The following is a 22,529-nucleotide window of genomic DNA, read 5'->3' as shown; positions in this document are numbered from 1 at the left end:
GAAAAAGTCCCTTGTTGCGGGCCGGCGTGTGCCGGCCCGCAGTGCCGGGATCAGTTGGCCGCCACTTGCGGCTCCGGCTCGCCCCAGCCGCCGCCCAGGGAGCGGATCAGCGCCACGGTGGTGACGGCGCGGTTGCCGCGCAGTTGCACCGCGCTGCGTTCGACGGCCGACAGGTTGCGCTGCGCGTCGAGCAGGTCCAGGTAGCTGGAACGGCCGGCGTCATACAACTTTTGCGCCAGGTCGGCCGAGCGGCGTGCCGAGACCACCGCTTCGTCGATCTGCTGCGTCTGGCCCGACAAAATGCGCAGGCCGGCCAGGTTGTCCTCGACTTCGGCAAACGCCACCAGCACGCTCTGGCGGTAAGTGCCGACCGACTCTTCCAGCTGCGCTTCGCTGCGCGTCACCGCCGCCTTGTTGCGGCCACCGTCGATGATCGGCATCGACATCAGCGCGCCCAGCAGCCAGGAGCGGCTGCTCCACTTGAAGATGTCCGAGAAGGTATCGGCCGCGCCACCGCCCGAGGCGTTCAGCATCAGGGCCGGGAACATCGCCGATTTCGCCACGCCGATGCGCGCATTCGACGCTTCCATGGTGCGCTGGGCCGAAGCGATATCGGGCCGGCGTTCCAGCAGGGTCGACGGCATGCCGGCAGGGATCACCGGCAAAAAGGCGCTGTCCTGCAGCGGGTTGACGACCGCCGTGAAGCTGGCCGCAGGTTTGCCCAGCAAGACCGCCAGCGCATGTTCGCCAGTGGCGCGCTGGCGCTGCAGGCCGATCGCTTCGGCGCGCGCCGTCGACAGCTCGGTACGGGCCCGCGACAGATCGAATTCGCCGATGTCGCCCAGGTCATAGCGGCGCTGGTTCACATGCACGCTTTCTTCGCGCAGGCGCACCGTCTCGGCCAGGGTCGCCAGTTCGGCGTCGGTGGCGCGCAGCTGGAAATAGGTCTGCGCCACGTCGGCCTGCAAGGACAGCAGCACCGAGCGGTAGGTCGCTTCCACCGCCAGCGCATCGCTGCGCGAGGCGCTGACATTGGCCGCCACGCGGCCGAACAGGTCGACTTCGTAGCTGGCCGTCAGGTTGGCCTGGTAGACATTGGTGGCCGCCACCGGCGTGCCGTTCGGCAGGCCGAGCGACACGGCGGACGCGCGGTTGCGCTGGCCGCCGACGTTCACGCCCACTTGCGGGATGCGGTCCGCTTCGGCGATGCCGGCAATCGCCCTCGCCTGCTTGACGCGGGCAGCTGCCACGGCCAGGTTGGCGTTGGCCTGCGTGGCCTCGCCGATCAGGCTGGTCAGGGTGGCGTCGTTAAACGCCAGCCACCATTCGCCACGCGCCTGGCGCTCGGCGTAATTGACTTGCGCCTGGCTCCAGCGGGTGCCGTCCTGCGCCGTCTGCACTGCCGGCACTTGCGCTTCCTTGAAAGCGGCCGGGGTGGCGATCTGCGGCTGCTGGAAGTCGGGCGCGGCGCAGGCTGCCAGCAGCACGGCGGCGGCCATGGCACTGAGCACGGGCTTCAACAGCGGTTTCAGTTTGTTTTTCACGATACATCTCCTTCCAGGTCCAGCACCGGCGCGGCGGGGCGCTTGGCGGCAGCTGGTTTTTTCTCGAAACGCTGCGCCAGGGTACGCAGCAATACATAAAAGACAGGCGTCAGGAACAGGCCGAAGAAGGTCACGCCCAGCATGCCGGCAAACACCGCCACACCCATCGCATGGCGCATTTCCGAACCGGCGCCGTGCGAGAACACCAGCGGCACCACGCCCATGATGAAGGCGATCGAGGTCATCAGGATCGGACGCAGACGCAGGCGGCAAGCCTCCAGCGCGGCCTGCACCACGGTGCGGCCATGGTCTTCCAGTTCGCGGGCAAATTCGACGATCAGAATCGCATTCTTCGACGCCAGCCCCACCAGCACGAACAGCGCGATCTGGGTGAACACATTGTTGTCGCCACCGGTCAGCTTCACGCCCAAGAGGGCACACAGGATCGACATCGGCACGATCAGAATCACGGCCAACGGCAGGGTCCAGCTTTCGTACTGGGCCGCCAGCACCAGGAACACCAGCAGCACGCACAGCGGGAACACATAGATCATGGTGTTACCAGACAAAATGTCCTGGTAGGTCAGCTCGGTCCATTCATACGCAATTCCTTGCGGCAGCACTTCCTTGGCGATGCGTTCCAGCGCGGCTTGCGCCTGGCCACTCGACACGCCCGGTGCCGGGCCGCCATTGAAGTCGGCTGCGGCGTAGGCGTTGTAGCGCTGCACGCGGTCCGGACCATAGCTGTCTTTCACGCGCATCAGGGACGACAGCGGGATCATCTCGCCCTTGTCGCTACGCACCTTCAGCTGCGCGATATCCTGCGCATGCGAACGGAACTCGGCATCGGCCTGCACGCGCACCTGGTAGGTACGGCCAAACTGATTGAAGTCATTCACGTACAAGGAGCCCAGGTTGATCTGCAAGGTCTGGTAGATGGTTGCCAGCGGCACGCCCAATTGCTTGGCCTTGACCCGGTCGACATCGGCAAACAGCTGCGGCACGTTGATCTGGTAACCCGAGAACACGCCCGCCAGTTCCGGCGTCTGGTAAGCCTTGCCGGCCAGCGCCTGGGTGGCGTTGTACAGCGCGTCGTAGCCCAGATTGCCGCGGTCTTCGATCATCATCTTGAAGCCGCCGATGGTGCCCAGGCCGTTGACCGGCGGTGGCGGGAACACCATGATGAAGGCATCCTGGATACCGCCCAGGCGCTTGTTGATCTCGGCCGCGATGGCGCCACCCGACAATTCCTTGGTGGTGCGTTCGTCGAACGGTTTCAGGGTGGCGAACACGATGCCGGCGTTCGGCGCATTGGTAAAATCGTTGATCGACAGGCCCGGGAAGGCGATCGTCGACTCCACGCCAGGCACCGACTTGATGACGTCGGACATGCGGCGTACCACGTCTTCGGTGCGATCCAGCGAGGCGGCGTCAGGCAGTTGCGCGAAACCGACCAGGTACTGCTTGTCCTGCCCCGGCACGAAACCGGCCGGCACTGCCTTGAACACGAAGACGGCGGCGATCACCAGCAGCACGTACACGCCCAGCGAGGCGCTCTTGCGGCCCAGCACACCTTTGACACCGGCTTCATAGCGGTGCGAAGCGCGGCCGAAGAAGCGGTTGAACCAGGCAAAGAAGCGGCCAAACACTTTGTCCATGCCACGCGTCAGCGCGTCTTTCGGCGCATCGTGCGGTTTCAACAGCGCGGCCGACAGGGCCGGAGCCAAGGTCAGCGAGCTGAATGCCGAGATCACGGTCGAAATCGCAATCGTCAGCGCGAACTGGCGGTAGAACTCGCCCGACAGGCCCGGTACGAAAGCGATCGGCACGAACACGGCGCACAGCACCAGGGCGATGGCGACGATAGGACCGCTGACCTCTTTCATGGCCTGGATGGTGGCGTCGCGCGGCGACAGGCCTTCTTCGATATTGCGCTCGACGTTTTCCACCACCACGATGGCGTCATCGACGACGATACCGATCGCCAGCACGAGACCGAACAGCGACAGCGTATTGATCGAGAAACCAAAGCCCAGCATCACCGCAAAGGTACCGACGATGGAGACCGGCACGGCCAACAGCGGAATGATGGAAGCGCGCCAGGTTTGCAGGAAGATGATCACCACCAGCACCACCAGCGCAATCGCTTCGAGCAGCGTGTGGATCACCGCTTCGATCGACGAGCGCACGAACTGGGTCGGGTCGTACTCGATGCGGTATTCCACGCCTTGCGGGAAGTCTTTTTTAAGTTCGTCCATCTTGGCGCGCACGTCGGAAGACAGTTGCAGCGCGTTGGCGTTCGGTGCTTCGAAAATACCCATGCCGACGGCCGGATTATTGTTCAGCAAGGAGCGCAGCGAGTAGCTGTTGGCGCCCATTTCCACGCGCGCCACGTCTTTCAGTTGCGTCACCGCGCCGTCGGCATTGGTGCGCACGATGATGGCGCCGAATTCCTCGGGCGACTGCAAGCGGCCCTGGGTATTGACGGTCAGCTGGAACGGCGAGTTTTTCGCTGGCGACGCACCGATGACACCGGCGGCCACCTGCACGTTCTGCTCGCGGATCGCTACCACCACATCATTGGCGGTCATGCCGCGCGCCGCCACTTTTTGCGGGTCGAGCCAGATGCGCATGGCGTAGTCGCCGGCGCCAAAGATCTGGATATCGCCCATGCCAGGCAAGCGAGCCAATTGGTCCTTGACGTTCAGCACTGCGTAGTTACGCAGGTACATGTCGTCATAGCGCTTGTTCGGCGAGACCAGGTGCACCACCATGGTCAGGTTGGGCGAAGACTTGACAGTCGTCACGCCGATCTGGCGTACTTCCTCGGGCAGGCGCGGCAAGGCGCGCTGCACGCGGTTCTGTACCTGCGTCTCGGCCTGCTCGACGTTGGTGCCGATCTTGAAGGTGATCGTCAGCATCATCGCGCCATCGGACGTGTTTTGCGAGGACATGTAGAGCATGTTCTCGACGCCGTTGATCTGTTCCTCCAACGGCGCGGCGACGGTTTCGGCGATCACTTTCGGGTTAGCGCCCGGATACTGGGCGCGCACCACCACCGATGGCGGCACGACGTCGGGATATTCCGAAATCGGCAGGCCGAAGATCGACAGCATCCCGGCCACGAAAATGACAATCGACAGCACCGCCGCGAAGATCGGCTTGTCGATGAAAAAGCGTGAAAAGTTCATGATTTATTCCTTGGTGGTCGTTGCTGCCTTGGCTGCAACCTTGGCGTCTTTTTCTGCCGGTTTTGCAGGGGCCACTGGCGCCGTCGGATCGAAGTCCATCGCCACGATTTGCGGCGTCACCGGAGCGCCGGGGCGCACGCGCTGCAGGCCGTTGACGACGATCTTCTCGCCCACTTTCAGGCCGTCGCGCACCACGCGCAGGCCGTCGGCGTTCGGGCCCAGCTTGACGGCGCGGTATTCGGCCTTGTTGTCGGCGCCCACCACGTAGACGTATTTACGGCTCTGGTCGGTGCCGACCGCGCGGTCGCTGATCAGCAAGGCCGTGCCTTGCGCCTGCGCGCCGCTGCCGGTATCGAGCTGGATGCGGGCAAACAGGCCAGGCACCAGCATGCGGTCGGCATTGGCGAAGGTGGCGCGCATGCGCACGCTGCCGGTGGCCGGATCGAGCTGGTTGTCGACGAATTCAAGCTTGCCTTCATGCGGGAAGCCGGACTCGTTGGCCAGGCCCACTTTCACGATCACGGGCGCGCCCTTTTGCGCCGTGCCGGCCACGCGCAGATAGGTGTCTTCGTCGCCGTCGAAACTGGCGTAGATGCGGTCGGTCGACACCACCGAAGTGAGGATGGCGGTGGCGTCGATCAGGTTGCCGACGGTGATTTCAGCCTTCGATACACGGCCGCTGATGGGCGCCTGCACCTGGGTGTACGACAGATTCAGCTTGGCCGCTTCATACGACGCTTGCGCGGCGCGCACATTGGCGTCGAGCTCTTTCAGGCCCGAGGCTTTTTCATCGAGTTCGCGTTGCGGGATGGCTTTTTCGGCCAGCAGCTTTTCGGCGCGCGACAGTTCGAGCTTGGCCAGTTCGGCCTTGGCGCGGGCCGAGGCGGCGGCGCCTTCGGCACGCGACACTTCGGCCTGGAACGGACGCGGATCGATGACGAACAATACGTCGCCCTTTTTCACTTCGCTGCCCGGCTTGAAGTTCACCGAGGTGATGAAGCCGCCAACGCGTGAGCGGATTTCAACGCGCTCGATGGCTTCCAGGCGGCCCGAAAATTCCTGGGTTTCGGTAATCTGTTTTTCAATCACGGCGGCGGCCGAGATCGGCGGGCCACCGGCTGCTGGCGCGTCGGGCACCTTGCTGTTGGCCGAATCGCAGCCGGCCAGACTGAACGCCACCAGGCCGGCGACGGCCAGCGAAGCGGCCAGCGGCTTGAGCAGGATAGAAATTTGTTGAACGTTTTTCATTTTATTTCCCTGTTTTATGAAAATTTCTAATGGTATGGGCGACAGGAAGCCACCCAGCCGATTAAAGTGAATAAAGATGCAATGGCGCCCGACGGCGCTCGGTCAAAGATAAAGGGACCGCCTGCGGCGTAAAAGCAGGCGGGGTCGACAAAGCCGGCTATGCGAACGCACAGCGCAGACGAATGGGGTGTTCAGGAAACTACACTACAGAGTGTAACAACCATAACTCAAAAAGTAAACTGCTAAGTGTAATTTATTTGGTGGTGCAGGATGGCGGTGTCATGAGGCGGGCTCCTTGCTCAGACCAGCGACAAAACTGGCGATTTCACCGAGAACTTGCACTTTGCACGCGCATTCATTGCGGGCGGTGGCGTCTTGCAGCGGCACCGCGGGCATGCGCCGCACGGTCGTCTTGATGCCGCAGGCGATCAGCTTGCTGCCGTATTGTTCAGCCTCGTCGCGCAATGGGTCATCCTCGCTCGACACGATCAGGGCCGGCGGCAGGTTTTTCAGGCGGCTAGACTGCAGTGGCGACGCATACGGATGGCTGCGGTCGGCAGCGTTCGGCAGGTAGCCGCGGTAGGCGGCGGCGCAGGCGTCAGCCACTTCCACCAGTTCCGGGCAACTCGGCAGCGAACGCATCGAACAGGTCGACAAACCGGGGTCGAGCATCGGCATGATCAGCACCTGGCCGGCCAGCGCGGGGCCGCCGCGGTCGCGCGACATCATGGCGCACACGGCCGCCAGGTTGGCGCCCGCTTCGATGCCGGACACCAGCATCTGCTTGCCGGTCCAGCCCAGCTTGGCCTTGTTCTTCTTGGCCCACAGCAGCACGGCATGCGCATCTTCGACGGCGGCCGGGAAAGGCCGCACACTGGCCAGGGTGTAATTGGACGCCAGCACCACCTGGTCGGCATTGCCCAGCACCAGGCAGCGCAGGAAATCATCGGCATCTTCCAGGTCGCCGTCATCGAAGCCGCCACCGTGGAAAAACACGAACAGGCTGGATTTTTTCGCGCCCGGCACGCCGGCCGTATAGATGCGCGCCGCCAGCGGCCCCACCTCGCCCTGCACTTCGATATCGCGTATCTTCAGCGACTCGGCAGGCGCCAGGCCGGCTGCGCTGGCGGGCGCATTCATTGCGCCACCACCGGCGCCACGGCCATGTCGATGGCGGCGTCATTGACGCACAGCAAGGTGCCGCCGACTTCATGGGTCAGGGCGCTGTAGCCGCTGGCTTCGGCTTGCGCCGCCTGCGAATAAGCGTCCGTAAATACCATCGAAGACAGAGCAAGCGAGCTCACAACGAGCGCGAACACTGCAAAGTTTCCATTCCGATGACCCATGATTTTTCTCCTGTAACGCTTTAAACACTGTTTCTGCCAGCTGGTTTTATGCTGCAGTACAACAACTATAAACTTGTTCTACAATCTGATAAAGTAGGCAATGATGAATTGATTGTTCAATATTCTGAACAATGCAAAGGAAAGTGTCAGGAATTCAAGTGAACAAGCTACAAGCCATGGAAGTGTTTATCCAGGTGGTCGATGCGGGCGGCTTCACGCGCGCGGCCGAAAACATGCAGTTGCCAAAAGCGACCGTGTCGACCCTGATTGCGTCGCTGGAAAGCAGCCTGTCGGTCAAACTGCTGAACCGCACCACGCGCCACGTCAGCATCACCTCCGACGGCGCCGCCTATTACGAGCATTGCGTGCGCATTTTGTCGGACGTGCGCGAAGCGGAAGAATCGCTGTCGCGCACGCGGCTGAACCCCAGCGGCCGCTTGCGCGTCGATGCACCGACCGCGCTGGCCAGCGAACTGCTGATCCCCGCCCTGCCCGACTTTTTCGCGCGCTACCCGGATATCGTACTCGAACTCGGTTGCAGCGACCGCCCGGTCGACCTGATCGAGGAAGGCGTGGACTGCGCCGTGCGCGGCGGCGAACTGGGCGATGTTAACCTGATCGCGCGCCGGGTCGGCGTGCTGCATTTCACCACCTGCGCCTCGCCCGGCTACCTGGCCCATTACGGCACGCCGCAGCACCCGAACGACTTGCCGCGCCACCGCGGCGTGAATTTTTTCTCGGCCAAGACGGGCCGCACCTTCGAATGGGATTTCACGCGCGACGGCGAACGCATACAGATCGCCATGCCCAGCCATATCGCCCTGAACGACTCGAACGCCTACACGGCAGCCGGCGTGGCGGGCCTGGGCATCGTGCAAATGACGCATTTCATGCTTGCGCCATTGATGGAACAAGGCAAAATGGTCGAGTTGCTCAAGGAGTGGGAATCCGATCCGCTGCCGATTCACGTGATCTATCCGCCTAACCGCCACCTGTCGGCCAAGGTGCGCGTGTTTGTCGAATGGGTCGCCGACATGTTTACCAACCACCCGGCCACGCAAATGAAGACCAAAAATGCGCGCGCCGGCCAGACCGAGGCCCAGCCATGACAGCACCACAGCACCCGCTACACTCATCACCACAGCGCATCGTTTTTCTCGACCGCGACAGCCTGATCGCCAAGCTTCGCCTGCCTGCCTTTGTGCACGAATGGAGCGAGCACGCGCACACCAAAGGCAGCGTGCAAACCGTCGAACGCCTGCGTGGCGCCAGCATCGCCATCACCAACAAGGTGCCGCTGCGGGAAGCCGAGCTGGCGCAATTGCCGGACCTGAAAATGATCGCCGTGGCCGCCACCGGCACCGACATCATCGACCTGCCGGCCTGCCGCGCGCGCGGCATTATCGTCGCCAATATCCGCGATTATGCGCGCGCCACCGTGCCCGAACATACACTGGCTTTGATGCTGGCGCTGCGCCGCCAGCTGGTGGCCTACCGTCTTGACGTCGAGGCCGGGCTGTGGCAGGCATCGGACCGCTTCTGCCTGTTCGGCCACCCGATCCGCGACCTGGCCGGCAGCCGCCTGGGCCTGCTGGGCTATGGCGCGCTGGGCAAATCCGTGGCGCACCTGGCGCGCGCCTTCGGCATGCAAGTGGCCGTGCACAACCGCTCGCCGGTCAACGAGGATGGCGTGACAGAAGTGTCTTTGGCCGAACTGCTGGCCACTTCCGACATCGTCAGCCTGCACCTGCCCTTGAGCGACAAGACGCGCCATATCATCGGCGCCAAAGAGCTGGCCAGCATGAAGCCCACTGCCCTGTTGATCAACACCGCGCGCGGCGGCCTGGTCGACGAAGCGGCGCTGGCCGAAGCGCTGAAAACAGGCGTGATCGCCGGCGCCGGTTTCGACGTGCTGTCGAAAGAGCCGCCAGAACCTGACAACCCGCTGCTGCAGCTACGACTGCCGAACTTTATCCTGACGCCGCATACGGCCTGGGCCAGCGGTGAAGCGATGCAGCTGCTGGCCGACATGCTGATCGATAATGTGGAAGCGTTCGAGCGCGGTGCGCCGGTCAACGTGGTGGCATAAGACGACGCTAGCCGATTACGACGCCGCCGGGCTTTCAAACGAAAAGCCCGGTGCATAGGCGTGATAGCCATCGAAATCGCCCTTGCCAAGATCGGCGCCACCGCTGCGCGCGATCGCATACGCCATGCTGAAGTGGAAATAGAAATTCGGCAGGATATACAGCTGTAAAAACTCGTCGCCAGACAGCGCGATATCGGCAAAACCGGCGCGGTCGTGGCACAGGCGTTCGGCCGCGCCTTCGAACGCCTGTTCGGGGATCGCTTCAAGATACGCGATGGTGCGCGCAATCTGCTGCTGCAAACTGCCGCCACCGTTGAAACTGACCACCTCCCGGCCCGCCAGCGGACAGCAGCCGCGCAGCGAAAAGCTGATGGCGGCGTTCACTTGCGCAGCGAACGGCAGCATGTCCGGATGCAGGCGGGCAGTCAATATCTGCGGCTGGGAGGCCAGCTTGTCCAGCATGGCCGACAGCTGGCGCAGGCCAGGGCAAAAAATGGCAATCGGCAGCATGGTCATCGTCTTGTTCCTTTCATGAAGTGGCCGGCAACCGCGCCGCTGGCGCACCGATGGTCACGATAAAACAGCAGCCCTTGCCATCGATACCGTCCGCCAGTTCCACGCTGCCCTGCAGGCGCTTCGCGGCTTCGCGCACGATGGCCAGGCCCAGGCCGGCGCCTGGTGCCGCGTGGCTGCTGCCGCGGTAAAACCGTTCGAACACCAGTGAGCGCTGGCCGGCTGCAATGCCGGGGCCATCGTCGGCCACCGACAGCTGAAAGCCGCCGGCCAGCGCCAGCAATTCCAGCCGCAGTTGCCCCTGTCGCTGCACATAGGCCAGCGCGTTGTTGACCAGGTTATGGATGATGGTCTGGAAAGCATGCGTGTCGAGCGCATGGCAGAGTGTGTCGGGCGCATCGAGCGACAGCTCGATCTCGCGCGCAAAGGCCAGCGGCGCCAGCGACGCCAACTCCTGGCGCAGCAACTGCGCCACGTCATGCTGCGCCGGCGCCAGCGCAGCCGGGCGGTCCATTTGCGCCAGGTCCAGCAATTGCCGGATCAAATGCGAGGCGCGGGCAATCGCCTGCATCAGGCTATGCCCGGCCTGCGCGCGCTGCGGCGCGTCGACTGCCATGGCCAGCACATGGGCGTGCGCCGACAGCACGGCCATGGGCGTGCACAGCTCATGCGCGGCATCCTGCACGAAGCCATGCTCGCGTTCGACCTTGTTGCGCAACTGGGCCAGCAACTGCTCCAGAGCGTCCGTCAGCGGCCTCAGTTCGGCGTAACGGGGCATGACGCCGAGCGGCGTCAGGTCGTCCGCATCCCTGGCGGCGATCTGCGCCGACAATCGGTGCAGCGGTCGCAAGCCACGCGACACGGCAAACCATAGCGGCAGCAGCACGAACGGCAAGGCAATCAGCATGTCGATGGTCAGGCCGCCGCTCATGGTCGATGCGATCCACCACGGATCGAGCACGGGCACCGCCACCGTCAGCGTCCAGCGCGCGCTGTGGCCGCGATACAGGCGCAGGCGCTGACCATCGACGAGGCCATCGCTGATGCTACCGTCCACGCCATTCAGCTTGGCTGGCCCGGCTTCGGGCGAGAGGAACAGACGCCCGCCCTGCGCATCACCAAGTTCCATCAGCACGGCGCCGGGCGCCTGCAGCTTGCGGTAGCCATCATTGACCAGGGTGGCCGTAGCGGCGACCACCGCGCGCGCCTCGGCCGGCGTCGCGATGGGCGTGATCGACGCCAGCAAGCTGCTGCCCAGGCCGTGCAGGTTCTGGTCCAACGCCTGCGTGTCGGTCGCCTTGTAGAGCTGGCGCGCCATCAGCACCAGCCACACCAGCAGGAAGGCAAGCACCATGGCCAGCATCACGCGCATAACCAAAGTTGGCCGCAGCAGGCGCTTCATGCGTTGAACAGGTAGCCGATGCCGCGCACGGTGCGGATGCGCCCGGCACCGATCTTGCGCCGCAGGTTCGACATGTGCACTTCCACCGCGCCAAAGTCGAGCGCGTCGCCCAGCGGTTCGAGCCGTTGCGCCAGCACCCCTTTGGGCACCACCACGCCCGGCTCGCGCGCCAGCGCCAGCATCAGGTGAAACTCGCGCGGCGACAATTCCAGCGCCACCCCGTCCAGCCTGGCCGCATAGCTGCGCGGCTCGATCTGCAGCGTGCCGAAAGTCCACACTTCGCTGGCCTGGCGCGCATAGCGGCGCAGCACGGCGCGCACGCGCGACAGCAGTTCGGCGGTCTCGAAAGGCTTGACGACAAAATCGTCGGCGCCGCCATCAAGGCCAGCCAGGCGGTCCGCCAGCGCGGAGCGCGCCGTCATGATAATGATGGGCACGGTGACGCCGGCACGACGCCAGCGTGCCAGCAAGTCCAGACCGGTGCCATCGGGCAGCGACAAGTCGAGCAGCACGCAGTCGGCCTCGATGCAGGACGGCAGCGGCACGTCGGCAATGCGGCGCAGCCACTGGCTGCTGACACCTTCTACCCTGAGCGCCTGCTGCAAGCCGGTGCCAAGGTCGAGGTCGTCTTCTATGATCAGGATATGCATGCAAGAAGTATAAGGCGGCAAGCTTAAGCTTGGCCAAAGATTGTGGCAAATACAATGGCACCAGTCCGTTTCCCTGCCACTTCCCCGGCCAGGACAGCCCTTTTCATACAAGGTGAAAACATGCGTAAAGCTATCAGATACAGGTCGATGCCGGCGCTGCTACTGTGTTTCTCGTTTGCAACGGCAAGCCAGGCCGACCCTGGCGTGCCGGTGGTGGAGGTTCAGGGCGCGGCAACCGGACGCGATCAAAAATCGTATCGCGACATGGTGGCCGGCATGCAGGTATTCGAACAGCAGCACGCCCTGGCGCCGGGCGCCGCCTTGCGCTTCAAGGTGCTGCCACGCCAGGCAGGCGTGGCGATGGACAGGCTGACGCTTCAGCTTGCGGGAGCACACACGCAGCTGCCGATCGCGCTGGCGGCGGACCACACGTTTGTGCTGCCGATGGACGCCGGTGCGGCCGGGGACAATGCTGCCGTGCGCTCCAACCGGAAGGAAAAAAGCCTGGCCTGGCGCGCCGATATCCGCACCCCCGGCCTGCCGCAGGACACGCGCCGCCTGGGCGACCTGCTGCTCGAATGCAAGGTTGCCATGGCCGCCGACCTGTTCGCCTACGTCCATCACCCCATCAACATGCTGGTGGCCAAGCTGGCCGATCCTTGCAGCAGCCTGCCGATCAATCTGTTTTATTTTGCCGACCGGCCCCTGTTCAGCGTCACCCTGATCGACGGTCAACGGCGCAGCTTGTTGCCAGCGGCCATGTTGCACGGCACCGATTCGGCCCTGATGGCCAGTCATGAAGACTGGCCTTACCTGCGCGACCGCGTCTACACGGTCAAGTTCAAGCTGTTGTACGAGAAAGGCTGGAGCGACGACACCTTGCTGCGCTTCGACTATATGGACGATGACCTGGCCACTACCGCGCAGGCGGTGCAGCCATGAGCGGCGGCACGCACCTGGTGGCCTTGCTGGCACTGGCCACGGCATTGAGTGGCTGCGCATCAACCGGCAACGGCAAGCTGCCGACCCTGACGCCAGCGCTTGCAGCGCAGGAAATCATTCCAGGAAGCTCGACCAGGGCAGATATCGAAGCCGCATTCGGCAAGGCCGCCATCACCACCTATGCCGATGGCCATGAAGTGTGGCTGTATCAGTTGGGCATGCCCAAGCTGGTTGATTCCTTGCCTTATGTGAATCTGGTGCTCAACAGCGCGGACAACAAAAAGGAGTTGTCGATTCTGTTCAACCGGGCCGGTATCGTGAAAAAATACCAGTTGATGGAGGAGCCGCTGTAGTCACGCCAGCGCCGGGGCTCGCCTCAAACCTGTCTTGCCTTGAGCCACAAGCCAAACTCTTTCATCACGGCCACCACCGGCAGCAGCCGCTGGCCGTCTGCCGTCAAAGCATACTCAACTTTCACCGGCACTTCCGGATACACCGTGCGCGCGACCAGCCCCGCCTCTTCCAGCGCCCGCAGATCGAGGGTCAGCATGCGCTGCGAAATATGCGGCACGTCGCGCCGCAGTGCGTTGAATCGCTTGGGGCCATCGACCAGGTACGACACCAGCAGCAAGCGCCAGCGCCCACCCAGCAGCCGCATCGCTTCTTCGATCGAACATCCGGTCACGCTTTCTTTCATGGCAGCAGTATCCACATCAAGTATAAAAAATGTACCTACAGAACATTATAGTGCCTTCTTCCTTTTTTATCCCTGCTGCCTATAATGGCTGTCCAGGCGGGCTCACCTGGAGTTCGCGATTACCGGAGCCATCATGAAGCTGTACCATATCCCCGCCAGCTGCTCGCTGGGCATGCATATCGTCCTGAAGGAACTGGGCCTCGACGCCACCCTCGTGCAGGTCGATTACAAGCGGCATATGACCGACGATGGCGCGAACTTTTTTGATGTGAATGCCCACGGCTATGTCCCCGCGCTTGAGCTGGACGACGGCAGAATGTTGCGTGAGGGACCGGCCATCCTGCAATACCTGGCCGACCTGCGCCCCCAAGCCCGGCTGGCGCCGCCCAACGGCAGCTTCGAGCGCTACCGGCTGCAGGAGTGGCTGAATTTTTTGTCGACGGAAGTACACAAGGGCTTCATCCCGCTGCTGTATGCGGCGCAGGCCGGGAAATATGTCGAGACGGCCAGGCCGAAACTGGAACAGCGCTATGCGTGGATCGACCAGCAACTGGCCAGGCAGCCCTATCTGATGGGTGAACATTTCAGCGTGGCCGACGCCTATCTGTTCGCCCTGACGGGATGGGGCCAGGCGCCGTGGCTGACCTCGTACTACAAGGCCGATATCCATTTCGACCAGCTGGATAATCTACGCAACTGATACCTGCGCATGCAGGTACGGCCGGCCGTGCTGCAGGCATTACGGGAGGAAGGGTTGATTTAGTTCCCGCCATGCCTGCCGAAAAACTCCCACATCACCTCATTGGCATCGATGCTGCGCGAGGTCTTGCCGATTGGCAGTCCGACATTGAAGGCATCGGTGCCGGGCCAAGTATGGCCGCCGCCATCAATGCTGATCAGGGCCACGCTTTGCTGGCCGTTGCCCTGTTCCTGCCGGCTCACTTTCAACTCGTCGCCGGCCACGGCTGGCAGCAAGGTCGGCTGCGGCGGATTCGCTGCGATGCCGTTGACCTTGGCCCAGTAGCGCAAGGTTTCCTGTGCGGACAGATAGCCGCCGGCCTTGCCCTGATACAGCACCACCTGGTCCGCCGTGCCGTGGATCAGCAGCATGCCGACCTTCTCCGGTTTGCCGTGATGCGCGACTACCGGCTCCGGCATCGGCGCGCCGACCGAGGCCACGGCGGCGAAGTGCTGCGGCAGTTCGGCGGCCAGGCGCAGGGCAAAAAAGCCGCCGCGCGACAGCCCGGTGGCATAGACGCGCCCGGCATCGACACGGTAATCCTGTTTCAGCTTGTCCAGCATGGCTTGCACAAAGCCGACGTCGTCGCTGCCGGCCAGATAGTCCATGCCGAAACCGACGTTCCAGTCCTGCTTGATGCCTTGCGGGTAGACGACGATAAAACCATGGCGGTCGGCGGCCCGGTTCATCTGCGTGTACAGCATCTGCTCGGCCATGGTCATGCCGCCACCATGGAAATTGAACACGACTGGAAACGCCTGCTGCGGCTGGCCATGGTAGGCCGGCGGCGCGTAGACGATATAGCGGCGCTTGGCCTCCTTGTGCTGCAGGGTTTGCACCTGGGCCAGGGCCGGAATGGTCGTGGCGAGCAGTAACAGCAGGCTGAGCAAGATTTTCATGGGCTTCTCCGTAAGTAAGATGCAGCCAGCATACGGAGGGCAAGGTGAAATATCGGTGAAATCTGCCGGCTTTATGCGGCAACAACGGGAACGATATCGACGCGGTAGTCCAGCACGCCCGGATAAAAACGTATCTCCCATTGCATCACCTGCGCCAGGCGTGCCAGCAGCAGTTGGCCATGCGAAAAACCCTGCACGCGCACGGCCTGCCCGGCCGGCACGGTATTGTGGACAACCAGGCAGCCTTGCTTGAAGGAAATGGTCAACTGGCAGGCAGGGCCGCCGTGGAACAGGGCGTTGGCCAAGCAATTATTCAGCAGCAAAACGATCAATTGGCGATGGCCGTGCACGGGCAAGCGCTCGGGCAAGTCCAGCGCCAGCAGGCTGGCGTCCCAGCCATGTTCTTCAAGCAGGCGCAGCAGGCATTGTTCGATGCAGCCGCGCAGCTCCACCGGTTCGCTGGCGATCTGTTCGGCGCGTGCCAGTGCGAACAACAGCTCGACCGTATTGCTCATCTCATCGACGCCCTCTTGCAACTGGGCCTGCTCTTCCGGAACCAGCGGCCGCGTGCTGGCCAGTGCCAGCGTATTGCGCATCAAGGTCAGCGGCGTGCGCAATTCGTGGCTGACATCGCGGGCAAACGCCTGTTCGCGCTGCAAGGCGGTTTGCAATTCGGTAAAGGTGCTTTCCAGCCGGCGCGCCAGGAAGCCGATTTCGTCCGGCCGGCCGCGTGCGCTGAACTGCGGTGGATGCTGCGGCGTCAAGGCACGCGCTTCCTGCGCCAATTTTTGCAAAGGCAATACCAGCCGGCGGGCCAGCAACCAGGCCAGCAATAGCGCCAGGCCCACCAGCGCCAGCGCGAAGCCGATCAGCACGCCGCCCACCTCGCGCACCAGGCGCGACACCACCAGCAACTGGGCCACGTCGGCCAGCAGATACCAGCGCATGGGCTTGCCTGCATGCGCCAGGTCCAGCGCCATGACGTGGTAATGCTGGCCGGTATCGGTAAATACTTCGGCGCGCGGCGCCGATGGCAAAAATTGCCGCCGCACCGGTGCAGGCAAGTCGCCGTACTGCCGGTAGACGGTGATCAGATCGCTGCCGGCCGGCGCCATCGGCTGCTGCTGGCGCAAGCGTAAGGCGATGGCCGCAGCCTCGCGTTCCAGCAGGCGCTGCACCAGCATGTCTTCGGTAACATAGGAAATCACCACCGCCAGGCCGGTATAGCACAGGCACAGCAGCACGGCAAAACTGGCCAGCGCCGCAAACAGGCCACGCCGTATGGTGCTGGCCATCACTGCCCGGCCTGGCTGCCGGCGGCTATCGCCAGCCGGTAGCCCAACTGCGGTATCGTCACCAGCAGGCCGGCGCCACCGACGGCGTCCAATTGCTTGCGCAGCGCATAGACATGCGATTTGAGTGCGTCGCTGTCCGGTGGTTCGCTGCCCCACAGATGGGCGATCAGGGCCGAGCGCGAGACGGCGTGCGGATGCTCGCGGCACAGCAGCAGCAAGATCTTGAAGCCGGTCTGCGTCAGCGCCAGTGGCGCCTCGCCATACCGGGCACGGCCTTCGCGCGCCAGCAACAGCAGCGGACCGACGCGCATTTCCTGGTGCACATGCAACTGGCTGCGCCGCGCCAGCGCCTCGCAGCGCAGGGCCAGCTCGCGCAAGTCGAACGGCTTGGTCAGGTAGTCATCGGCGCCGTCGTTGAAACCGCGCGCCTTGTCTTCGTAGGCGTCGCGCGCCGTCAGCATCAAGACCGGCACATTGCTGGGTGCGCCCGCCTTGATGGCGCGGCATACCTGCAAGCCGTCGATATCGGGCAGGTTCAGGTCCAGCAGCACCACATCGTAAATATTGCTGGTGGCCAGCCGCACGCCCAGCGCGCCGGTGGCGGCATGGTCACATTGCCAGTGCAGGCCGTCGAGGAAAGTGGCGACCTGGCGCGCGATGCCGGCATGGTCTTCGATCAGCAGGATGGCCAGCCGTGTCACGCTGAACCGCGCCGCGCCTGCCAATCGCGCCGCAGCAAGCCATACAGCGCCGAGTCGCTGACCTCGCCGCCGACGATCCAGCGTTCGGGCAAGTAGCCTTCCTGCTTGAAACCCAGGCGCAGCAGAGCGTTCGCCGAGCCGATGTTCAAGGGGTCGATATCGGCTTCCAGCCGGTTCAGGTCGCGCTCGACAAAGGCGTATTCCAGCAGCGCCGTCAACGCTTCGTGCATGTAGCCCTGGCCCCAGTACGGGCGGCCCAGCGCGTAACCGATCTCGGCGCGGCGGTTTTGCGCATGCAGCGAGAACAGCGTGCAACTGCCCAAATACTCGCCGGTGCCTGTCAAAGTAATGGCAAAGCGGAAGAATTCTTCTTTCTCAAAAGCGGCGCTGTCGTCGGCGATCTGCCGCGTGGCGCGCTGCGGGTCCTGCCAGGGCAACTCGCTGAAGTAGCGCATCACCTCCGGATCGGAATGCATGGCCTGCAGCGCTGGCGCATCCGAGGGTTGCGGCGGGCGCATGATCAGCCGCGCGGTGGTAATGGTTTTGGTATAGGCCATGCGGTTCCGTCTCAAGTTCAGGGTTCAGGGTTCAGAGTGACCGATTACAGCATGCGATGCCCCTGCTGATACAGCAGCGCGCGCACCGTCTCGACATTGTCATTGCTGACCAGGAAAAAACTCTGCAGCTCGTCAAATGGCGTGACCGCCACCAGGGTCCAGCCCTGCGGCTGCAATTGCTGCCGGAACCAGGCCAGCACGCTGGTGCTGAAGTCGTCGCCGGCAAACACATCGCGCTGCTGCTTGGCATTGGGTGCCGTGATGGACAGGCCAAGCTCATGCACGGCGCTGGCGTCCTGCACCGCCTGCGTGCCGATCTCCGGCCACTCCTTCCACTCCCACTCGCCAGCCGGCAGCAGCATCGCTTGCAAGGTTGCCAGCTCTTCATCGGACAGCGCACGCTTGTCCTGGAACTGGCGTATCTGCGCCACCAGCCGCTCCAAGCGCTCGGCGAGATCTTCGCGCGCATCGTCGTCGAAGTCGGCCACGCCGTCCTCGTTTTCCACCACCACATCGAAGCGCAGCGGCGAACTGGCCGCCACCGGCGTCAGCTTGTAGGTGGTGTAGTCGGTAAAGTCGGTCGAGATCGACAGCACGCCGTCTTCCCACTCGTGCACGGTCTGGTCGTCTTCATCGTAAAAGGTGGTGCAGGCCTGCGCCGGATCGGCCAATCCGATCAAAAAGGCGGCGTGGGCGGCGTAGCTGGTGTCTGGCATCAAGGGCTCCGGTTCGGCTTTGGTGTATCGGACGAAATTATTATTCCATGCAACTATAATTGTGTGGCAAGTTATTTTACCAACAGTCACAGGATGTTCCATGGCGTTTTTTTCACGTGAGTATGAGGTCTTCCTGCTGCTGGCCGCGCCCGCTTCGCCCGGCTTGTGGCAGCAGGAACAATGGACGCCGTTTGCCGACGCCGTCAACAGCATCGTGGCGCAAGCGCGCGGCAAGGGTGCCGTGCGCAGCCATCAGTACAATCCGCAAGGAAAATTGATCCCTTTCGGGCGCATGGGCTGGGACGCCAAAGGACATGCCAAATGGACGCATGCCGCTGCCAACACGGACGCGCGCTTCATGAGCCTGGAAGCGTGGGCGCCCGCCTGGACCACCTGTGAAAAAGATGACCTGGCGCCGGACCTGTTCATCAGCCTGTTCAATGAAGACTATTTGAACCGCGCCGGCAAGCCGCTGCTGTTCGGCCAGCGCCTGCTGTGCGCGGTCGCCGCCGACCTGGGGCAGGAAGCGGCCGCCACCGTGCGCGTGGCGCTGGTGCAACTGGCCGCAAAGCAACAGGCACCCGTGTTTGCCCACGCCAGGCGGCCATGGGGCAAGGCCATGCTGGGCGGCTTTTCCAGCGCCATCCAGGACCTGCTGTTGACTGACCTGTTCAAGCCAGGAAATCCGCATGAACGCGCGCTCGATGCCGACACATTCAAGGGACAATGGACCTTTGCCAAGGCAGCTGATGCGCGGGCCTGAACCCTTCCCTGCACATGCCACTTTTCAAACAAATCATGACGACACCATCAAACCAGCCTGTTACCTTCCCCACGCCCACCCTGCACCTGGTCTGCGGCAAAATCGCTTCGGGGAAATCCACCTTGAGCGCGCAACTGGCGGCGCTGCCGCGTACGGTCAGGGTCAGCGAAGACAGCCTGCTGGCACAGCTGTATCCGGGCCAGATCGCCAGCCTGGCCGACTATGCTGCCCTGTCGGCGCGTTTGCGCACGGCCATTGCGCCACTGTGCCTGCAGATGCTGCAGGCTGGCACGTCGGTGGTGCTCGACTTTCCTGCCAATACGCCGGCCACGCGCAGCTGGATGCTGGCGCTGGCGCAACAGTCAGGCGCGCCGCATGTGCTGCACTTTCTCGACGTCAGCGACGCCGAGTGCAAGGCCAGGTTGCGCCAGCGCAATGCCAGCGGACTACACCCGTTTAACACGAGCGAGGCGCAATTCGACGCCATCACCCGGCACTTCGTGCCGCCCGACGCCAGCGAAGGCTTCCATATCGTGCGGGCAAGCCAGGCTTAAAACGTCCCCGGCAACAAAATCTTTTTGTCCACCTGCTGCAGGTCGCGCAGGCCGCAGAAAGCCATGGTCAGGTCCAGCTCGTTGCGCAGGATATCGAGGTATTTGGTGACGCCCGGGCGGCCCCTGGCGTCCAGGCCGTACAGGAAGGGCCGGCCGATATACACGCCGCGCGCCCAGCGCCACGGCTTTCAGCACGTCCTCGATCGAGCAGATGCTCATGGTCGACAGGGTGAACGGCACGCCGAACTGTTCCGCCGCCTGCGCCGCGAGGATCTCGCCACCGGCATGCTGACCTGCTGGCCGACCATGGTCGAAGCCAGGCTGCGGTTTTCCAGGTTGACGGCGACGCGCTGGCGAAACTTGATCCTGCATTTGACGATGATTGTCTATCTGTCAGGCAAGCTCCGACCAGTAACGATCAGCTAGCTGATTACCAGTTGCGCGCACCGAGGATTTTTTCGCCCAATTCGCTCAGCTGCGCCTGCGGGTAAAGCAGCTTTTCCTGCTCCAGCGGGTCGCCGGGAAAGGCATAGCCCTGTGGCGCACTGCGCTCGCGCCAGCTTTGCACGCGCCAGTCGCGCAAGGCTTGATTGCTTTCCTGGGCTGGCGTAAACGCGATATATTGCGCCAGGCGGACCTGGTCGGTCGAGGTATTGGGGCGGATGCCATGCGCCAGCAGGCTGTTAAAGATCAGCAATTCGCCCTTCTTCATGCGGATGAATTCCATCGGATACGGCACCGTGTCCAGGTCCGGCTGCCACGGATTGCGGTCCTTGGGCGCCTGCTCGCGCCAGGCCAGCAGGTTGTTGAACAGTTCCGGATAGCACTGGAAGCCTCCGCTTTCCGGCGAGGTGTCGGACAGGGCCAGCACGCCTTGCACATTGACCGGCAGAGGATCGAGCGTGGTGTCGGCGTCCCAGTGGATAAAGCCGCCAAACTTGCGCTTGCCATTGTTGGGCGTGTTCAGGTTGGCGCGGTCGATTGTCACCCACAGGTCTTCGCGGTCCCAGATATCGACAAAGGCGTCATATACGCGCTGCGTCTGGCGGTTATCCCACATGGTCTGGTTGTGATAGGCCTCGACCATGCCCGAACCGTTCAGCTCCTTCATTGCATGATCGCGCAATTGCGCATGGTTCCAGGTGGCGGGGTCATGCTGGTCCAGGCCCTGGAACTGCCACAGGAAATCCGCGGTGCGTTGCACTTGCTCCGGGCTGACGGCGTCCTTGACGATCACATAGCCATAGGTTTGCCAGTGCAGAAAGTCCTGCTCGGACAACACGCGCAGCGGCAGCCGCTTCTTGATGTCGCGCAGCTGGGCCTGCTCGATATAGGCTACCGAAGGGTTGCCCGGGCGCTCGTCGCCATATTGGTACCGGTCTTGCATCGCTGTCTCCCGTGATGATTGTTGTGGGACCGATTGTGCGCCCTGGCACAGCGGCCAACTATGCCGGCAACAGCCGATACTGATACTATCGTGATCATCCTGGCTGATAAAACGTCCCGATGACACCTTTATATGAACAAGTAACGATCCCCAGCGGCCAGTCCTGGGGCTTGCTGTGGCGCGAGCTGGAAGCGATTCCTTTCATCTGGCACTATCACCCGCAGTTCGAGCTGACCTTGACGGTGAATGCGCGCGGCCAGCGCTATATCGGCGACCATCTGGGTAACTTTGAACCAGGCGACCTGGTGCTGGTGGGACCGAATTTGCCCCATACCTGGTCGGCCAGCGAGCGCATCGACGAGACGCAGCCGATGCTGGCAGTGGTGGTGTGGTTTTCGCTGGAATGGATAGCGCAACTGGCCAGCGTGCTGCCGGAACTGCACAGTCTGCGGCAACTGGCGCAGCGGGCCGGGCCGGCGCTGCAATTCACAAGCAAGGCAGCTGCGCGCAGCGCCGCCACGCTGTTGCAGTTGCAAGCCCTGCCCCAGGCGCAGCGCTTGCCGCTGCTGCTCAACGTGCTGCTGGACCTGGCCGGCGACGTGCAGGCGCGGCCGCTGGCATCCGGCGCGCGCAAGCTGATCGCGGCCGATGGCCAGCAAAAGCGCATGGCGGCCGTGCTGGACCATATGCACCTGCATTTCAGGGAAGAGATTGCGCTGGAGGACCTGGCACAGCGGGCGGCGCTGTCGCTGGGCGCGTTTCACCGCTTCTTCAAGCGCCACGCGCTATGCACGCCCAGCGCCTATCTGGCGCGGCTGCGCATCGGCCGCGCCTGCCAGCAGCTGATCCAGACGCAGCACGGCATCGCCGCCATCGCGCAGGAAGCCGGCTACCGCAACCTGGCCCATTTCAACCGGCAATTCCGCGCCGACAAGCAGATGACGCCGCGCGCGTTTCGCCAGCAATACCGCTAAAGGATGGGCAACGGACGAAAAGCGGCGCCGGAATAGAAAAAGGGGATCAGATTTTACAATCTGATCCCCGATATTCTGGTGCGGCTGGCAGGAATTGAACCCACGACCCCTTGGTTCGTAGCCAAGTACTCTATCCAGCTGAGCTACAGCCGCAAAACTTACTCTTCACCATACTGCATGAAGTCACAACCTTCAACCAAAACCTGTACAACAGGCTCCGGGTAATACTGGTGCGGCTGGCAGGAATTGAACCCACGACCCCTTGGTTCGTAGCCAAGTACTCTATCCAGCTGAGCTACAGCCGCAAAACTTACTCTTCACC

The 22,529-nt window shown here is 63.1% G+C and carries 23 protein-coding genes, 2 tRNA genes and 2 pseudogenes; 8 read left to right on the top strand and 19 right to left on the bottom strand.

Annotation, left to right across the window (positions count from 1 at the left end):
- Positions 1–50: 50 nt before the first annotated feature.
- The 5 genes from AC0Z42_RS00135 to AC0Z42_RS00115 all read right to left on the bottom strand — a co-directional run bounded on the left by AC0Z42_RS00135 (position 51) and on the right by AC0Z42_RS00115 (position 7,287).
- Entirely contained in the window at positions 51–1,499 is a 1,449-nt protein-coding gene (locus AC0Z42_RS00135) for an efflux transporter outer membrane subunit (RefSeq protein ID WP_485466757.1), read from the bottom strand.
- Positions 1,500–1,540: 41 nt separating this feature from the next.
- The gene (locus AC0Z42_RS00130; RefSeq protein WP_485466213.1) at positions 1,541–4,735 is read right to left on the bottom strand and encodes an efflux RND transporter permease subunit; all 3,195 of its coding nucleotides are present in this window, start codon (positions 4,733–4,735) and stop codon (positions 1,541–1,543) included.
- Between the two features lie 3 nt (positions 4,736–4,738).
- The gene (locus AC0Z42_RS00125; protein ID WP_485466212.1) at positions 4,739–5,983 is read right to left on the bottom strand and encodes an efflux RND transporter periplasmic adaptor subunit; all 1,245 of its coding nucleotides are present in this window, start codon (positions 5,981–5,983) and stop codon (positions 4,739–4,741) included.
- Between the two features lie 279 nt (positions 5,984–6,262).
- A complete protein-coding gene (locus tag AC0Z42_RS00120) occupies positions 6,263–7,123 on the bottom strand; it encodes an alpha/beta hydrolase (RefSeq protein ID WP_485466211.1) in 861 nt (286 codons plus the stop codon).
- Entirely contained in the window at positions 7,120–7,287 is a 168-nt protein-coding gene (locus AC0Z42_RS00115; protein ID WP_485466210.1) for a hypothetical protein, read from the bottom strand. Before AC0Z42_RS00115 ends, AC0Z42_RS00120 begins: the two co-directional genes overlap by 4 nt.
- 200 nt (positions 7,288–7,487) lie before the next feature.
- On the opposite strand from AC0Z42_RS00115, the gene AC0Z42_RS00110 reads away from it, so the two are divergent.
- Both AC0Z42_RS00110 and AC0Z42_RS00105 read left to right on the top strand, forming a co-directional pair.
- A complete protein-coding gene (locus tag AC0Z42_RS00110) occupies positions 7,488–8,438 on the top strand; it encodes a LysR family transcriptional regulator (protein WP_485466209.1) in 951 nt (316 codons plus the stop codon).
- Positions 8,435–9,418, top strand: coding sequence for a D-2-hydroxyacid dehydrogenase (locus AC0Z42_RS00105; RefSeq protein ID WP_485466208.1), 984 nt, complete (start codon positions 8,435–8,437; stop codon positions 9,416–9,418). Before AC0Z42_RS00110 ends, AC0Z42_RS00105 begins: the two co-directional genes overlap by 4 nt.
- A gap of 15 nt (positions 9,419–9,433) precedes the next feature.
- Here AC0Z42_RS00105 and AC0Z42_RS00100 read toward each other — a convergent pair whose 3' ends face one another.
- Genes AC0Z42_RS00100 through AC0Z42_RS00090 form a run of 3 tightly spaced genes read right to left on the bottom strand, consistent with a single transcriptional unit; the run spans position 9,434 to position 11,983 of the window.
- Positions 9,434–9,934 carry a DUF1993 family protein gene (locus AC0Z42_RS00100; RefSeq protein ID WP_485466207.1) on the bottom strand — a complete coding sequence of 167 codons (501 nt, stop codon included), beginning with the start codon at positions 9,932–9,934 and terminating at the stop codon, positions 9,434–9,436.
- Between the two features lie 13 nt (positions 9,935–9,947).
- Positions 9,948–11,333, bottom strand: coding sequence for a sensor histidine kinase (locus AC0Z42_RS00095; protein ID WP_485466206.1), 1,386 nt, complete (start codon positions 11,331–11,333; stop codon positions 9,948–9,950).
- The gene (locus AC0Z42_RS00090) at positions 11,330–11,983 is read right to left on the bottom strand and encodes a response regulator (protein WP_485466205.1); all 654 of its coding nucleotides are present in this window, start codon (positions 11,981–11,983) and stop codon (positions 11,330–11,332) included. The genes AC0Z42_RS00095 and AC0Z42_RS00090 overlap by 4 nt, the downstream gene beginning before the upstream one ends.
- Before the next feature lie 147 nt (positions 11,984–12,130).
- Here AC0Z42_RS00090 and AC0Z42_RS00085 point away from each other — a divergent pair, with 147 nt between their 5' ends.
- Together AC0Z42_RS00085 and AC0Z42_RS00080 are read left to right on the top strand one after the other, a co-directional pair.
- Positions 12,131–12,925, top strand: a complete 795-nt coding sequence (locus AC0Z42_RS00085; protein ID WP_485466204.1) for a hypothetical protein — start codon at positions 12,131–12,133, stop codon at positions 12,923–12,925.
- The gene (locus AC0Z42_RS00080; RefSeq protein ID WP_485466203.1) at positions 12,922–13,278 is read left to right on the top strand and encodes a hypothetical protein; all 357 of its coding nucleotides are present in this window, start codon (positions 12,922–12,924) and stop codon (positions 13,276–13,278) included. Before AC0Z42_RS00085 ends, AC0Z42_RS00080 begins: the two co-directional genes overlap by 4 nt.
- Before the next feature lie 23 nt (positions 13,279–13,301).
- Here the strand turns inward: AC0Z42_RS00080 and AC0Z42_RS00075 are convergent, their stop codons facing one another.
- The gene (locus tag AC0Z42_RS00075; RefSeq protein WP_485466202.1) at positions 13,302–13,622 is read right to left on the bottom strand and encodes a winged helix-turn-helix transcriptional regulator; all 321 of its coding nucleotides are present in this window, start codon (positions 13,620–13,622) and stop codon (positions 13,302–13,304) included.
- A 133-nt stretch (positions 13,623–13,755) separates the two neighbouring features.
- Between AC0Z42_RS00075 and AC0Z42_RS00070 the strand changes: the two genes are divergently transcribed.
- Positions 13,756–14,322 carry a glutathione S-transferase N-terminal domain-containing protein gene (locus tag AC0Z42_RS00070; RefSeq protein WP_485466201.1) on the top strand — a complete coding sequence of 189 codons (567 nt, stop codon included), beginning with the start codon at positions 13,756–13,758 and terminating at the stop codon, positions 14,320–14,322.
- A gap of 59 nt (positions 14,323–14,381) precedes the next feature.
- On the opposite strand, the gene AC0Z42_RS00065 is transcribed toward AC0Z42_RS00070, so the two are convergent.
- The 5 genes from AC0Z42_RS00065 to AC0Z42_RS00045 all read right to left on the bottom strand — a co-directional run bounded on the left by AC0Z42_RS00065 (position 14,382) and on the right by AC0Z42_RS00045 (position 18,529).
- Entirely contained in the window at positions 14,382–15,260 is an 879-nt protein-coding gene (locus AC0Z42_RS00065) for an extracellular catalytic domain type 1 short-chain-length polyhydroxyalkanoate depolymerase (protein ID WP_485466200.1), read from the bottom strand.
- Positions 15,261–15,331: 71 nt separating this feature from the next.
- Positions 15,332–16,555: a sensor histidine kinase gene (locus AC0Z42_RS00060; protein ID WP_485466199.1), complete on the bottom strand. Its 1,224-nt coding sequence runs from the start codon at positions 16,553–16,555 to the stop codon at positions 15,332–15,334.
- Complete coding sequence (locus tag AC0Z42_RS00055; RefSeq protein ID WP_485466198.1) at positions 16,555–17,256, bottom strand: response regulator transcription factor; 702 nt, start codon at positions 17,254–17,256, stop codon at positions 16,555–16,557. The genes AC0Z42_RS00060 and AC0Z42_RS00055 overlap by 1 nt, the downstream gene beginning before the upstream one ends.
- Positions 17,253–17,813, bottom strand: a complete 561-nt coding sequence (locus AC0Z42_RS00050) for a GNAT family N-acetyltransferase (RefSeq protein WP_485466197.1) — start codon at positions 17,811–17,813, stop codon at positions 17,253–17,255. The genes AC0Z42_RS00055 and AC0Z42_RS00050 overlap by 4 nt, the downstream gene beginning before the upstream one ends.
- A 44-nt stretch (positions 17,814–17,857) precedes the next feature.
- On the bottom strand, positions 17,858–18,529 hold the full coding sequence (locus tag AC0Z42_RS00045) for a DUF6630 family protein (protein WP_485466196.1): 672 nt from the start codon (positions 18,527–18,529) through the stop codon (positions 17,858–17,860).
- A gap of 100 nt (positions 18,530–18,629) precedes the next feature.
- Between AC0Z42_RS00045 and AC0Z42_RS00040 the strand changes: the two genes are divergently transcribed.
- Complete coding sequence (locus tag AC0Z42_RS00040; RefSeq protein ID WP_485466195.1) at positions 18,630–19,292, top strand: hypothetical protein; 663 nt, start codon at positions 18,630–18,632, stop codon at positions 19,290–19,292.
- Between the two features lie 35 nt (positions 19,293–19,327).
- The gene (locus AC0Z42_RS00035; RefSeq protein WP_485466194.1) at positions 19,328–19,846 is read left to right on the top strand and encodes a P-loop nucleotide/nucleoside kinase family protein; all 519 of its coding nucleotides are present in this window, start codon (positions 19,328–19,330) and stop codon (positions 19,844–19,846) included.
- Here the strand turns inward: AC0Z42_RS00035 and AC0Z42_RS00030 are convergent.
- The 3 genes and pseudogenes from AC0Z42_RS00030 to AC0Z42_RS00020 all read right to left on the bottom strand — a co-directional run.
- Positions 19,843–20,059: pseudogene (locus AC0Z42_RS00030) on the bottom strand (alpha-hydroxy-acid oxidizing protein); the annotation flags it as partial. The gene AC0Z42_RS00035 and the pseudogene AC0Z42_RS00030 overlap by 4 nt on opposite strands.
- Positions 20,039–20,214 (bottom strand): annotated as a pseudogene (locus tag AC0Z42_RS00025) (alpha-hydroxy-acid oxidizing protein); the annotation flags it as partial. The pseudogenes AC0Z42_RS00030 and AC0Z42_RS00025, both read right to left, overlap by 21 nt.
- Before the next feature lie 62 nt (positions 20,215–20,276).
- Complete coding sequence (locus tag AC0Z42_RS00020) at positions 20,277–21,233, bottom strand: phytanoyl-CoA dioxygenase family protein (protein ID WP_485466193.1); 957 nt, start codon at positions 21,231–21,233, stop codon at positions 20,277–20,279.
- Between the two features lie 119 nt (positions 21,234–21,352).
- Here AC0Z42_RS00020 and AC0Z42_RS00015 point away from each other — a divergent pair, with 119 nt between their 5' ends.
- Positions 21,353–22,207 carry a cupin domain-containing protein gene (locus tag AC0Z42_RS00015; protein ID WP_485466192.1) on the top strand — a complete coding sequence of 285 codons (855 nt, stop codon included), beginning with the start codon at positions 21,353–21,355 and terminating at the stop codon, positions 22,205–22,207.
- Positions 22,208–22,283: 76 nt separating this feature from the next.
- Here the strand turns inward: AC0Z42_RS00015 and AC0Z42_RS00010 are convergent.
- Positions 22,284–22,360, bottom strand: a tRNA-Arg gene (locus AC0Z42_RS00010).
- 75 nt (positions 22,361–22,435) lie between these two features.
- Positions 22,436–22,512, bottom strand: a tRNA-Arg gene (locus AC0Z42_RS00005).
- Positions 22,513–22,529: the final 17 nt, after the last annotated feature.

The sequence above is a fragment of the Janthinobacterium sp. 1L-D-8-B-C4 genome (genome assembly GCF_057291295.1).
This window is presented reverse-complemented; position numbering and strand designations above follow the sequence as displayed.